At 71.5% G+C, this 13,337-nt stretch carries 13 protein-coding genes; 4 read left to right on the forward strand and 9 right to left on the reverse strand.

Going from position 1 to position 13,337, the window contains the following annotated elements; genetic code table 11:
* Nucleotides 1-84 precede the first annotated feature (84 nt).
* Genes galT through LNK82_RS44110 form a run of 3 tightly spaced genes read right to left on the reverse strand, consistent with a single transcriptional unit; the run spans nt 85 to nt 3,957 of the window.
* On the reverse strand, nt 85-1,164 hold the full coding sequence (galT, locus tag LNK82_RS44100) for a galactose-1-phosphate uridylyltransferase (RefSeq protein ID WP_230572775.1): 1,080 nt from the start codon (nt 1,162-1,164) through the stop codon (nt 85-87).
* On the reverse strand, nt 1,161-1,958 hold the full coding sequence (locus tag LNK82_RS44105; RefSeq protein ID WP_053719283.1) for a DeoR/GlpR family DNA-binding transcription regulator: 798 nt from the start codon (nt 1,956-1,958) through the stop codon (nt 1,161-1,163). Before LNK82_RS44105 ends, galT begins: the two co-directional genes overlap by 4 nt.
* Nucleotide 1,959: 1 nt before the next feature.
* The gene (locus LNK82_RS44110; RefSeq protein WP_230572776.1) at nt 1,960-3,957 is read right to left on the reverse strand and encodes a beta-galactosidase; all 1,998 of its coding nucleotides are present in this window, start codon (nt 3,955-3,957) and stop codon (nt 1,960-1,962) included.
* A 157-nt stretch (nt 3,958-4,114) separates the two neighbouring features.
* Between LNK82_RS44110 and LNK82_RS44115 the strand changes: the two genes are divergently transcribed.
* From LNK82_RS44115 to LNK82_RS44130, 4 genes are all read left to right on the forward strand, one after another.
* Nucleotides 4,115-5,413 (forward strand): ABC transporter substrate-binding protein, encoded by a 1,299-nt coding sequence (locus LNK82_RS44115; RefSeq protein ID WP_230572777.1) that lies wholly within the window; start codon nt 4,115-4,117, stop codon nt 5,411-5,413.
* A 4-nt stretch (nt 5,414-5,417) separates the two neighbouring features.
* On the forward strand, nt 5,418-6,386 hold the full coding sequence (locus LNK82_RS44120; protein ID WP_230572778.1) for a carbohydrate ABC transporter permease: 969 nt from the start codon (nt 5,418-5,420) through the stop codon (nt 6,384-6,386).
* Nucleotides 6,383-7,240 (forward strand): carbohydrate ABC transporter permease, encoded by an 858-nt coding sequence (locus LNK82_RS44125; protein ID WP_230572779.1) that lies wholly within the window; start codon nt 6,383-6,385, stop codon nt 7,238-7,240. The genes LNK82_RS44120 and LNK82_RS44125 overlap by 4 nt, the downstream gene beginning before the upstream one ends.
* Nucleotides 7,241-7,345: 105 nt before the next feature.
* Complete coding sequence (locus LNK82_RS44130) at nt 7,346-8,137, forward strand: hypothetical protein (RefSeq protein ID WP_230572780.1); 792 nt, start codon at nt 7,346-7,348, stop codon at nt 8,135-8,137.
* Between the two features lie 125 nt (nt 8,138-8,262).
* Here the strand turns inward: LNK82_RS44130 and LNK82_RS44135 are convergent, their stop codons facing one another.
* From LNK82_RS44135 to LNK82_RS44160, 6 genes are all read right to left on the reverse strand, one after another.
* Nucleotides 8,263-9,648: a sensor histidine kinase gene (locus LNK82_RS44135; protein WP_230572781.1), complete on the reverse strand. Its 1,386-nt coding sequence runs from the start codon at nt 9,646-9,648 to the stop codon at nt 8,263-8,265.
* Complete coding sequence (locus LNK82_RS44140; RefSeq protein WP_230572782.1) at nt 9,645-10,334, reverse strand: response regulator transcription factor; 690 nt, start codon at nt 10,332-10,334, stop codon at nt 9,645-9,647. Before LNK82_RS44140 ends, LNK82_RS44135 begins: the two co-directional genes overlap by 4 nt.
* 75 nt (nt 10,335-10,409) lie before the next feature.
* Nucleotides 10,410-11,024: a trimeric intracellular cation channel family protein gene (locus LNK82_RS44145; RefSeq protein ID WP_230572783.1), complete on the reverse strand. Its 615-nt coding sequence runs from the start codon at nt 11,022-11,024 to the stop codon at nt 10,410-10,412.
* Between the two features lie 11 nt (nt 11,025-11,035).
* The gene (locus tag LNK82_RS44150; protein ID WP_230572784.1) at nt 11,036-12,166 is read right to left on the reverse strand and encodes a GNAT family N-acetyltransferase; all 1,131 of its coding nucleotides are present in this window, start codon (nt 12,164-12,166) and stop codon (nt 11,036-11,038) included.
* Nucleotides 12,167-12,175: 9 nt separating this feature from the next.
* Entirely contained in the window at nt 12,176-13,009 is an 834-nt protein-coding gene (locus LNK82_RS44155) for a 3-hydroxyacyl-CoA dehydrogenase family protein (RefSeq protein ID WP_230572785.1), read from the reverse strand.
* On the reverse strand, nt 13,006-13,326 hold the full coding sequence (locus LNK82_RS44160; RefSeq protein ID WP_230572786.1) for an EthD family reductase: 321 nt from the start codon (nt 13,324-13,326) through the stop codon (nt 13,006-13,008). Before LNK82_RS44160 ends, LNK82_RS44155 begins: the two co-directional genes overlap by 4 nt.
* Nucleotides 13,327-13,337: the final 11 nt, after the last annotated feature.

The raw sequence follows: 13,337 nt of genomic DNA on the forward strand, positions 1-13,337 counted from the left end.
ACTACTCTGCGGTGCCCGCCTGAGAGCAGCCTTAAACGAAACTGGGCATCCCTTGTGAGTCGGTGCGGGTTTCCGGCCCGTGGTTCAGCCGCGCAGCCTCTCGGCGATCTGCTCCGGCGTGGCGTCGTTCACCCACACGCCCATGCCCGACTCGGAGCCGGCCAGGTACTTGAGCTTGTCCGCGGCGCGCAGCACCGAGAACACCTCCAGGTGCAGCCAGGCCAGGTCACGGCCGGTGCGGACGGGCGCCTGGTGCCACGCCGCGATGTAGGGCAGCGGCCGGTCGTAGAGGGCGTCGAGGCGGTGCAGCACGGTCAGGTAGAGGTCCGCGAAGTCGTCCCGCTCGGCGTCCGAGAGCGCGGGCAGGTCCGGCACTTGGCGGTGTGGGACGAGGTGCACCTCGACCGGCCACCGGGCCGCGGCGGGCACGAAGGCCGTCCAGTGCTCACTCTCGGCGATGACACGGGTGCCGGCCGCGCGTTCAGCGGCCAGGATGTCACCCATCAGTGGACGCCCGTGTGACGCCTGGTAGTCCGCCGCGACGGCGAGCATCCGTTCCGTCTTCGGGGTCACGAAGGGGTAGCCGTAGATCTGGCCGTGCGGGTGGGACAGCGTCACGCCGATCTCTTCGCCCCGGTTCTCGAACGGGAAGACCTGCTCGACGCCCGGTGTCGCGTTCAACGCCGCCGTGCGGTCCGCCCACGCGTCCACGACCGTGCGCACCCGCGAGGCGGGCAGCGAGCCGAACGACGTGTCGTGGTCGGACGTGAAGCACATGACCTCGCACCGGCCCAGCCCCGCCGCCCGCGGCACCATCGGCATACCGTCCACAGTGGACGGCAGCTCCGGCACGCCCTGCGCGAACGACGGGAACCGGTTCTCGAACACGACGACGTCGTACGACGACTCGGGCACCTCGGTCGGCTTGCCGGGCGTCGACGGGCACAGCGGGCACAGGTCGGCGGGCGGCTTGTACGTGCGGGTCTGCCGGTGCGCGGCCATCGCCACCCACTCGCCGGTCAACGGGTCGCGCCGCACCTCCGACAGCGGCTGCGCGCGCGGCAGGTCGCGGGTGTCGACCGCGTCGCGCGGCGGCGCGTCCGGGGTGTCGTCGAAGTAGATGATCTCGCGACCATCGGCAAGCTTCCCCGCCGTGCGCCTCACGCCAGTTCCTCTCCGCGGCCCGGCACGTGCGCCAGGACCAGTTCGCCGACCTGCTCGCCGAGCACCGTCCGCGCGGGTTCGGCCAATCCCTCGTCGGTCACCAGCACGTCCGCCTCGTCCAGCGCGGCGATGGTGGAGATGCCGACGGTGCCCCACTTGGTGTGGTCGGCGACCACGACGACCCGCCCGGCCGCGTCGACCAGCGCGCGGTCGGTCTCGCTCTCGTTCAGGTTGGGCGTGGTGAACCCGGAGCGCTCGGCCATGCCGTGCACGCCGAGGAACACCACGTCCAGGTGCAGCGACCGCAGCGCCTGCACGGCCACCGGCCCGACCAGCGCGTCCGACGGCGTGCGCACGCCGCCGGTGAGCACCACCGTGCGGTCCGTGCGCCCGCTCTGCTGCAGCACGTCGGCGATCCGGATCGAGTTCGTCACCACGGTCAGGTCCGGGATGTCGTCCAGGAACCGCGCCAGCGTCCACGTGGTGGTGCCCGCCGACAGGCCGATCGCGGTGCCGGGCCGCACCAGCCCGGCGGCGAAGGCGGCGATGGCCTCCTTCTCCGGCAGCTGGCGCACCGACTTCGCCTCGAAACCGGGCTCGTCGGTGCTGCGGCCGACCACGGACGTGGCGCCGCCGTACACCTTCTCCACCAGGCCGCGGGCGGCCAGCACGTCCAGGTCGCGGCGCACGGTCATGTCCGAGACGCCCAGCCGGACGACCAGGTCGCTCACCCGCACCGCGCCGGTGCGGCGGACCTCTTCCAGGATCACCGCTTGTCGCTGGCGTGCCAGCACGTCACACCTCTTCTTCCCTGAGCACGACCACGCCGCCGGCGGGCACGACCACGCTGCCCGACGCACGCGCGCCGGACAGCAGCTCCACGCCCACCGCAGGCAGCTCGGCGTCGCTGTCCGAGTGGTTGACCGCGACCAGCCACGATACGGCGGAGCCGGCCACCTCACCGCGCCGACGCACCACCTCGACGCCACCGCCCGGCCCGACCGGGACGCCCGCCCCGTCGAGCGCGGTCCGCACCAGCCGCTCCAGCCCGTCGCCGACCAGGCCGCACGCCGCGTACCAGGCGACGCCGGCACCGTGCTCGTTGCGGGTCACGGCGGGCACGCCGGGCAGCGGGCCGTCGGCGTAGGAGGCGACGACCTCCGCGCCGTCGACGTGCAGGTGCTCGGTCCAGACCACGGCGGACGAGCCGTCGTCCAGGGCCGCCGTCTGCCCCGCGCGCAGCGGGTGGAACTCCTCGGTCCGCACGCCGAGCAGCTCGCGGAACGCGCCGGGGTAGCCGCCGAGGTGCACGTGGCCGCGCGTGTCCGTGACGCCGGACAGGTACGTGACCAGCACGTGGCCGCCCGCCGCGACGTGCTCCTCGTACGGCGTCGCGTCGTCCACCGCGTACAACGCCGGCAGCACGACCAGCCGGTAGGGGGCCAGGTCCGCGCCCGGCGGCACGAAGTCGACCGTCACCCCCGCCCGCCACAACGCCCGGTAGTACCCGAACACGTGCTCGGAGTAGGAGAAGTCACTGGTGGGGTGGCCGGACTGGCCGAGCGCCCACCACGACTCCCAGTCGAAGACGACGGCGACCGGCGCGTCCACGGTGGAGCCGACGACCTCGGCGATCCGCTGGTACTCGGCCCCCACCTGCTCGACCTCGCGGTACACCTTCGTGTCCGGCCCGGCGTGGGGCACCATCGCCGAGTGGTAGCGCTCCGCGCCCGCCCGCGACTGCCGCCACTGGAAGAACAGCGTGCCGTCCGCGCCGCGGGCCATGTGCGCGTAGGAGTTGCGGCGCAGCTCGCCGGGCAGCTTGGCGATGTTGCGCGGCTGCCAGTTCACCGCGGAGGTGGAGTGCTCCATGAGCAGCCACGGCCGCCCGCCCGCGAGGCCGCGCACCAGGTCTGCGGAGTACGCCAGGTGCACGTGCCGGTCGGGGTCCTCGCCGAACGTGTAGTGGTCGTTGGAGACGAAGTCGACCTCGGCGGCCCACTTCCAGTAGTCGAGCCCGGAGAACGCGGCGGCCATGAAGTTCGTGGTCACCGGCACGTCCGGGGTGACCTCGCGCAGCACGTCCCGCTCGGCCTTGTACAGCTCCAGCAGCGCGTCGGAGGAGAACCGGTCGAAGTCGAGCAGCTGGCCCGGGTTGTGCGTCGCCGGCGTGGCCCGCGGCGGCAGCACCTGGTCCCACGAGGTGTAGCGCTGGCTCCAGAACGCCGTGCCCCACGCCTCGTTCAGCACGTCCAGCGTCCCGTGGCGGGCGCGCAGCCAGGCCCGGAACGCCACCGCGCACCGGTCGCAGTAGCAGCGGGAGACGTGGCAGCCGTACTCGTTGTTGACGTGCCACGCGGACAGCGCCGGGTGGTCGCGGTACCGCTCGGCCAGCGCGCGGGCCAGCGCGACGGCCTTGGTCCGGTAGACCGGCGAGCTCGGGCAGTAGGACTGGCGCGAGCCGTGCGCGAGCCGGACGCCGTCGGCGGTCTCCGGCAGCATCTCGGGGTGCGCGGTGGTCAGCCACGGCGGCGGCGCGGCGGTCGCGGTGGCCAGGTCGACCCGGATGCCGCCCGCGTGCAAACGGTCGAGCACGCGGTCCAACCAGCCGAACTCGTAGCGGCCCTCTTCCACTTCCAGCAACGCCCAGGAGAAGATCGCCACGCTCACCAGGTTCACCCCGGCCCGGCGCATCAGCGCGACGTCGTCGTCCCAGACGTCCTCCGGCCACTGCTCGGGGTTGTAGTCGGCGCCCCAGGCCAGGCCGCGCACACGGGTGGGCCAAATCGTCATGGCACAAGAGTGGTCGATTTGCCGCGAAAACGTCAACACAGTCCAACAACAACCGTCGGATAGCTTGACATTACGTGTGGCGAAGCCCACATTGTGAGGCCTCTTGTTGACTCTTTGTTCACTTGGCTACGGCTGAGTGTCACCCGGAGGAGCGACGATGACGAGGTTCTCCGCCAGCCCTCACCCCCTGCTGGGCCGCCGCGCGCTGTTGCGGGCGATCGTCGCGGGCGCGGGCATCGCGGCCGTGCCCGGCCTGGCCGCGTGCGGCTCCGACAGCGGAGCCGCCGCCACCGACACGGTGTCGTTCGGCAACAACCAGTCCGACCAGGTGCCGAAGGACGCGATCACCGCCGTGCTGAAGGCGTTCGAGGGCGAGTCGGGCCTCAAGGTCGCGATCAACACCAAGCAGCACGAGCAGTACCAGGAGCAGATCAACAACTACCTCCAGGGCAAGCCGGACGACGTGCTGTCGTGGTTCGCGGGCTACCGGATGCGGTTCTTCGCCGAGAAGGGCCTGACCGGCGACCTGAGCGAGGTGTGGTCGAAGGTCTCCGCCGGTTACGAGCCCGCGTTGAAGGAGGCGTCCACCGCCTCGGACGGCAAGCAGTACCTGATCCCGTTCGTGCAGTACCCCTGGGGCGTGTTCTACCGCAAGAGCGTCTGGCAGCAGCGCGGGTACGAGCAGCCGAAGACGTTGGACGAGCTCGTCGCGCTGTCCACCAGGATGCAGGCCGACGGGCTCGTGCCGATCGCGTTCGCGCAGAAGCAGGGCTGGCCCGCCATGGGCACGTTCGACCAGCTGAACTTCCGGCTCAACGGCTACCGGTTCCACGTCGACCTCATGGCGGGCAAGGAGGACTGGCAGGGGCCGAAGGTGCGGGAGGTGTTCGACACCTGGAAGCGGCTGCTGCCGTTCCACCAGGAGAACGCGCTGGGCCGGGAGTGGCAGGAGGCCGCGCAGGCGTTGCAGCAGGGCAAGGCGGGCATGTACCTGCTCGGCTCGTTCGTGGCGCAGCAGTTCAAGGGCGCCGAGGTGGACGACCTGGACTTCTTCCCCTACCCGGAGATCAACCCCGAGCACGGCCAGGACACCGTGGAGGCGCCGATCGACGGCTTCATGATGTCCCGCAAGCCCGCCAACCCCGAGGGCGCGCGCAAGCTGCTGGAGCACCTGTCGACGCCCGCCGCGCAGTTGGCCTACGTCAAGGCCGACCCGAGCCAGGTCGCCGCGTCGAACAAGGCCGAGACCACCGGCTACAACGCGTTGCAGAAGAAGTCGGCGCAGGTGATCAAGGACGCCGCGCACATCACGCAGTTCCTCGACCGGGACACCGACCCGCGCTTCGCCAGCGACGCGGCGACCAACGGGCTCAACGCGTTCATCCAGAACCCCGACGACCTCGACTCGATCCTCAAGGGCATGGCCGACCAGGCCGAGACGATCTTCACGGGGTGACGCCGTGACCGCCTTGCAGTCCCCACCGGAGCCCGCCGGAACGTCGGCCCCCTCCCCGACGTCCCGGCGCGGCAGGCGTCGCCGCGCCACCGCGCTGGCCCCGCGCGACAAGCTGGTGCTCGGGCTGATGCTCGGCATCCCGTCGTTGGTGCACATCGCATTGGTGTGGGCGCCCGCGCTCGGCTCGGTCGGGCTGTCGTTCAGCTCGTGGGACGGGATCGGCGGGTTCGCCGACATCGAGTGGGTCGGCTTCCAGAACTACGTGGACATCTTCACCCGGTACCCCCGGTTCTGGCCCGCGTTGCAGCACAACCTCATCTGGCTGCTGTTCCTGCTCGTGGTGCCGACCGTGGCGGGGCTGCTGCTGGCCGTGCTGCTGGACCGTCAGCTGCGGTTCGGGCGGATCTACCAGAGCGCGCTGTACCTGCCGATGGTGCTGTCGCTGGCGTTGGTCGGGTTCATCTGGCAGCTGATCTACCAGCCCGAGCAGGGGTTGCTGAACAACGTGCTCGGCACCGCCTCGACGGACCCGGTGAACTGGCTGGGTGATCCGGACATCAACCTGTACGCGGTGCTGGTGGCGGCCGGGTGGCGGCACACCGGGTACATCATGCTGCTGTACCTGGCGGGGTTGAAGTCGGTCGACCCGGCGTTGAAGGAGGCCGCGGCGCTGGACGGCGCGAACGCGTGGCAGACGTTCTTCCGGGTGACGTTCCCGGTGCTCAGGCCGGTGAACGTGGTCGTGCTCGTGGTCACCGTGATCGAGGGCCTGCGGGCGTTCGACATCGTGTACGTGATCAACAAGGGGCGCAACGGGCTGGAGCTGCTGTCCGTGCTGGTGACCGACAACATCATCGGCGAGTCGAGCCGGATCGGGTGGGGTTCGGCGCTGGCCGTGGTCCTGCTGCTGATCTCGCTCGGGTTCATCGTCACCTACCTGATCCAGGTGTTCCGCGAGGAGGACCGGACGTGACCCTTCGACCCGGGCGGATCGCCCTGCACGTGTTCCTGGTCCTGACGTGCCTGGCCACGCTCGCGCCGCTGCTGTGGGCCCTGTACGCGTCGCTGCGGACGTACGACGACACGGCGCGCAACGGGTACTTCTCGATCGCGGAGAGCCTGACGTTCGACAACTTCGCGTCGGCGTGGACGCAGGCGGACCTGCCGCACTACTACCTGAACACGCTGGTCGTGACGTTGCCGGCGGTGGTGCTCGTGCTGCTGCTCAGCTCGATGGTGGCGTACGGGGTGTCGCGGTACGGCTTCCGGTTCAACCTGGCGCTGCTGGTGCTGTTCACGGCGGGGAACCTGTTGCCGCAGCAGGTGATCGTGACGCCGCTGTACCGGCTGTACCTGCTGACGCCGTTGCCGTCGTGGTTGAGCGACAGCGGGTTGCTGCTGGACTCGCAGCTCGGGCTGGTGCTGATCCACGTGGCGTTCCAGTCGGGGTTCTGCGTGTTCGTGCTGAGCAACTACATGAAGACGATCCCGGCGGAGCTGGGTGAGGCGGCACGGGTGGACGGTGCGGGCGTGTTCCGGCAGTACTGGCAGGTGATCCTGCCCCTGTGCCGGCCGGCCCTCGCGGCTCTGGCGACCCTCGAGTTCACCTGGATCTACAACGACTTCCTCTGGGCCCTCGTCCTGATCCAGACCGGCGACAAGATGCCGATCACGTCGGCGTTGCAGAACCTGAGGGGCACCTTTTTCGTGGACAACAACCTGGTCGCCGCCGGCTCCCTGCTCGTCGCCCTCCCCACCCTGGTCGTCTTCTTCACCCTGCAACGCCAGTTCATCGGCGGCCTGACCCTGGGCTCCACCAAGGGTTAGGCCGTTCGGGGGTGACGGCGTTCATACGAGGGTCCGGTATCAGCGGCGCGCGGGCGTGATCCATCAGAGCGGAAGACCCGTCGCACCGCTGAGAGGACGTCCTCGATGCTCATCCGTCGCACCCTGGTCGCCTGCACGGTGGCGGTGACCGCCGCGCTGGCGGCGACCACCCCCGCGCAGGCGAGTTCGGCCACCCTGTATGCCGAAGTGGCCGAACTCGCCGATGAGCTGAACTCCCTGGCGTGGCCGGGGCAGGCCACCTACAACTACTACCCGGACGGGGCGTCGACCGTCGTGTGGGGCACGCCGGGCAGCCCCACGACGTACGAGAGCAAGGCCAAGTGCGCGCCGCTGCTCACCCTCGCCCTGCGGCACACGTTCGCGTGGGCGACCGACAGCTACCTGACCACCGAGTTCGGCAGCACCAGCCCCACGTCGGCGCAGTACTACGACGGGTTCCAGGCGGGCGCCGACCACTTCACGGCCAAGACGACGGTGCCCAGCCTGGTGCAGGGCGACGTGATCGCGGTGAAGTACCTGGACTCCGCGGGCGGCACGGGTGACGCGACCGGGCACATGATGGTCGTCGCCGGCACGCCGCAGCTGTACAACCGTGACGGCGACGCGTCGACCCGTGAGTACGCCGTGCCGGTGATCGACAGCACCGAGGAGCCGCACGGCGTACCCAGCACGTGGGCCGGGTCGCCGGTCCACCTGTTCCCGGACACGCGCCGGTCGGGCGCCACCGAGTACACCGGCGTCGGCCGCGGCTGGATCTTCATCAGCACCGGCTCCGACGACGTGCCGACCGGCCACTGGTGGGGCCCGAACGAGAACGTGAGCACCCAGTACAAGCCCGCCTCGACCCGCCCGATGACCTTCCGCACCCTCTCCTGACCCCCGAGAGTCCTACGTTCAGAACCCCCGAGTTCAACGCTCAGCCCGCACACCGTCAGCCGTGAGCGTTGAACTCGGGGGTCGCGAACGTAGGACTCTCGAGGGCTGGAGGTAGGACTCTCGGGTCAGGGGAGGGTGGGGCGGCCCGGGAGGCGGAGGGTGAACATGGCGCCGCCCTCGGGGGCACGGCCCACGTAGGCCATGCCGCCGTGGCGTTCGGCCACCTGCTTGACGATGGCCAGGCCGAGGCCCGAGCCGGGGAGGGTGCGGGCTTCGGAGGAGCGGTAGAAGCGCTCGAAGACGTGCGGGAGGTCGGCGTCGGCGATGCCGGGACCCGAGTCCGCGACCTCGACCACCGCGCTGCCGTCACCCAACTGCTTCAACGACAGCCGCACCACGCCACCAGTCGGGCTGAACTTGACCGCGTTGTCCAGGAGGTTGAGCACGGCGCGTTCCAGCGCGCTGGAGTCACCCAGGAGGAACCACGGCTGCAGCTCGACCACGAAGTCCACGCCGGTGGCACGCCGCTTCGCCCGGTCCAAAGCCCGTTCCACCACCTCGACCAGGTCCACCGGCTCGTGCACGACCTGCGGCGCGTCCTCACGCGCCAGCTCCACCAAGTCCCCGATCAACGTGGTCAGCTCGTCCAGCTGCGCCCGCACGTCGGCGTTGATCTCCGCCTTGTCCTCGTCGGACAACGTCGGCGCGTCCGGCCGCTCCGAGGCCAGCAGCAGCTCCAGGTTCGTGCGCATGGACGTCAACGGCGTCCGCAGCTCGTGCCCCGCGTCCGCGACCAGCCGCCGCTGCCGCTCCTGCGAGTCCGCCACCGCGCCCAGCATCGCGTTGAACCGCTGCGACAACAACGCCAGCTCGTCGTCACCCGACACCGGGATCGGCCGCAGGTCACCGGTCAACGCCACCCGTTCGGTGGCCTCCGTCAACCGCTGCACGGGCCGCAGCCCGGTCCGCGCCACCGCCGTCCCCGCCGCCGCCGCGACCAGCACGCCGAGCCCGCTGATCACGAACAGCACCACGGACAGCTTGCCCAACGTGACGTTCAACGGCTTGGTGGACTGCGCGATCAGCATCGCCTGGCCGTCGCCGTACGGCACCGCGATCACCCGGAAGTCGGTGCGCAGGTCGGTCCAGATGTTCTCCAGCCGCGACCCCCGCGCCACGTCCAGGTCCGCGGGCTGGGTCGGCGGCGCGATCGTGCCCTTCGGGTACAGGATCTGCCCGGTCACGTCCAGCACGCCGATCCGGATGTCGCCCGCGGCCAGGAACGCGCCGGGGATCTCGGTGACATCGTTGTTGACCTTCGGCGCGTTCACCGCGGCCTGGGCGCGTTGCCGCAGGTTGGAGTCCATCTGGTCGTGCAGGTTCTGGCTCACCGTCATGTACGCGCCGAGCGACACGACGGCCACGGCTCCGGCCACGCAGAACGCGGCCAGCAGGGTCACCCGGGCCCGCAGCGACACCCGCTGGAGCCGCCCGTTGGCGGCACCGATCACGGAGGGGTCTCCCGCAGCACGTAGCCGACACCGCGCACGGTGTGCAGCAGCCTGGTCTCGCCCTCCGCCTCGGTCTTGCGGCGCAGGTAGCCGACGTAGACCTCCAGCGCGTTGCCCGAGGTGGGGAAGTCGTAGCCCCAGACGTCCTCGAGGATCCGGCCGCGGGTCAGCACCTGCTTCGGGTGCGCCAGGAACAGCTCCAGCAGGGCGAACTCGGTCCGGGTGAGGCTGATCGGGCGCTCGCCGCGCCGCACGTCCCGGGTGCTCGGGTCGAGCTCCAGGTCCGCGAACCGCAGCACCGCGCCCGCGGGCTCCTCCGCGTCCGACGCCGCCCGCCGCAGCAGCGCGCGCAGCCGGGCCAGCAGCTCCTCCAGCGCGAACGGCTTGGGCAGGTAGTCGTCGGCGCCCGCGTCCAGCCCGGACACCCGGTCGGACACCGCGTCACGGGCGGTGAGCACGAGGATCGGCAGGTCGTCGCCGGTGCTGCGCAGCCGGCGGCACACCTCCAGCCCGTCGAGCCGGGGCATCATCACGTCCAGCACCATGGCGTCGGGGCGCTGGGAGACGACGGACTCGAGGGCCTGCTGGCCGTCGCCGGCAAGGTCGACCTGGTAGCCGTTGAACTGCAGTGAGCGACGAAGCGACTCACGCACGGCCCGGTCGTCGTCGACAACGAGGATGCGCATGCGGTCAGTCTTGCCCCTGGTCCTGAGAGCCGCCTGAGAAGCCGGTGTGAGCTACCCGTCAAGTTTTCGCGCCCGTCACGCCCCGACCCCGTCGCGGGCCACCGGGGCGTTCCAGCGACGCCACAGGGCCAGCAGCCGCAGGCCCACGATCACGGCCGACCCGACCAGCGTCACCGGCACGGCGGGCAGCCCGAGGTAGTCGCCGAACGCCACCACCACCGCCCCGCACAACGCCGCCACCGCGTAGATCTCCCGGCGCAGGACCAGCGGGATCTCCCGCAGCAGCACGTCGCGCAGCGCGCCGCCGCCGATGCCCGTGGTCATCCCGACCAGGCACGCCGCGTACGGCGGGGCGCCGAGCCCGAGCGCCGTCGTGGTGCCCGCCGTGACGAACAGGCCGAGCCCGATCGCGTCCAGCAGCAGGACCGCCCGCCACAGCTTCGCCACGGTCGGGTGAAACCAGAAGACCACCAGTCCGGTGACCCCGGCCACCGCCAGGTACGGCCAGCTCACCAACGCCGCCGGCGGGTGCACGCCCAGCAGCACGTCCCGGATGATCCCGCCGCCCAACGCCGTGGTCAGCGCCAGCACGATGACCCCGAACACGTCCAGCCGAGCCCGCACCGCCGCGACCGCCCCGGAGGCGGCGAACGCGGCGATGCCGACCAGTTCCAGCGCGGCGAGCAGCACGGCTGGTCACGTTAGAAGTAGTCGGCCAGGCGCGGGACGCCGGGTGCGCCCACCAGCCGGTCGAGCAGTGCGCCGTCGCCGTCGAGCAGCCCGGCGCGGCGCAGCGCGTGGCTGTTCTGCATCCCGCTGAACCACGGCCCCAGCGCACGCGCGTGCAGCCGCACGGCGCCGCTGCCGCCCGCCTCGACGCGCACCGAGCCGTCCTCGACCACCAGGCGACACCGCCCCGCGTGCCACGGCGCGTGCTCGTCGACCACGTCGAGGTCCACCGCGGCTGGCTTCAGCCACGCCGCCGACGGCCAGCCGCGCGCCGCCACCGCCGCCGGCAGGTCGACCACCCGCAGCAGCCACGTCGACGTGGTCACGGTGTGCTCGATCGCCTGGTTCGTCAGCAGGCCGGTCACGGCCGGGTCGGTGACCAGCAGCCGGGCCTTGTCCAGCACACCGGCCCAGCCGCCCAGCTCGCGCAACAGCCCCAGCTGGGTCGCCACGTCCCGGCCGACGAGGTCGTGCACCCGCAGCCCGTCGGCGTCGCGCTCGGCCGCCAGGTACCCGCGCACCTCGCCGTCGTGGCCGGGCACCACCGACACCACGGACTCCTCGAGCAGGTCGTCCGCCGCGATGGTCGGCGGGCTGCGGTCCACGAGCCCGTCCACGGTGGACGCGACGTCCAGGTAGCACGCCTGCACCGCCGCGAGGTCGCCCTCGACCAGGGGCCGGGTGGCCGCCCGCGCGCCGGCGGGCATCCGGTCCAGCGGGAACTCCAGCCACTCGAACACGCCGGACCGCTCCCACCCGCGCGACCGGTACACCGCAGGCACGGTCGCGTACAGCACCGACAGCACCTGCCCGCGTTCACGCATGTCCCGCAACGCCGCTTCGAGCAGCGCGCCGGCCACTCCGCGGCCCCGTGCCCAGGACTCGACGGCCACGCCGCCGACACCGCCCATCGGCACCGTCGTGCCACCCCAGAACTGGTGGAAGTCCTTGATCGTGAGCAGGCCCGCCACGTGCCCGTCCACCTCGGCGAGCAGCCCCCGCCGACCGGGCCGCAACGACGGCTCGCCGATGCCGCCGAACGCCACCCGGCGCAGCCGGTCGGCCTCGCCGACGTCGTCGGGGGTCAGCTCACGGATCCGCACCCGTCCTCCCTACCAGGTGAAGAAGCCCTGGCCGGTCTTGCGGCCGAGCTGACCCGCCGCGACCTTCTCCCGCAGCAACGGCGGCGGCTCGAAGCGCGGCCCCAACTCGGCCGCCAGGTGCTCGGCGATGGCCAGCCGGACGTCCAGCCCGACCAGGTCGGTCAGCCGCAGCGGACCCATCGGCCACCCGTACCCGAGCCGCATGCCGGTGTCGATGTCCTCGGCGGAGGCGACGCCCTCCTCGAGCATCCGGATCGCCTCCATGCCGACCGCCACCCCGAGCCGCGACGTGGCGAACCCCGGCGCGTCCCGCACCTCGATCACGGTCTTGCCCAGCTCCTCGGCCCACCCGCGGACCCGCGCCACCACGTCGGCGGCGACCCCGGGGTGGTGCACGAGCTCGACCAGCTGCTGCACGGGCACCGGGTTGAAGAAGTGCATCCCCAGCACCCGCTCGCCCGGCAGGCCCTCGGCCAGCGCCGAGATCGACAACGACGACGTGTTCGACGCCAGCACCGCGTCCGGGCAGGCCAGCGCCGCGTCGCCGAGCACCTGCCGCTTCAACCCGAGGTCCTCCGGCACGGCCTCGACCACGAGCGCCGCACCCCGTCCGACCCGCGTGTCGAGCCGTTCGACCACGGTCAGGCGCTGGAGCAGCTCGTGCGGCACGGCGTCCAACTTGCCCCGGTCGGCGGCCTTGGCCAGCGACGCCTCCACCGCCCGCCGCGCGGCCGACGCCCGGTCGGCGCCCGCCTCCACCAGCACGACCTCGTGCCCGCCGGCCAGGAACAGGTGGGCGACACCGGCGCCCATCGTGCCGCCGCCGATCACCACCGTGATCACCGGTCCACGACCTCCGCCGCGAACATCGCCACCAGCTCGACGCCGCCGATCTCGGCCAGGTTCGCGCCCGCGGCCTGCCACTCGGGCGACCGGAACGCCTGCTTCATGGCCTCGGCGGACTCGAAGTACATCTCGGCCACGACGTGCGGCTCGTGCTCGCCGAGGAAACCGGGCACGAAGACCCGCGAGACCTTCGCCACCTCGGCGCGCAGCAGGCCCGGCGTCCGCTCGACCAACGGCAGGTGGGACGTGAAGTAGGCCTCGTCGAACGCCTCGACGTCGGCGGGTTTCCGGTACAGGGCGACGTACTTGACCATGTGACACCTTC

The organism is Saccharothrix luteola, from assembly GCF_020859565.1.
In the GTDB taxonomy this organism is placed as follows: Bacteria; Actinomycetota; Actinomycetes; order Mycobacteriales; family Pseudonocardiaceae; genus Actinosynnema; species Actinosynnema luteola.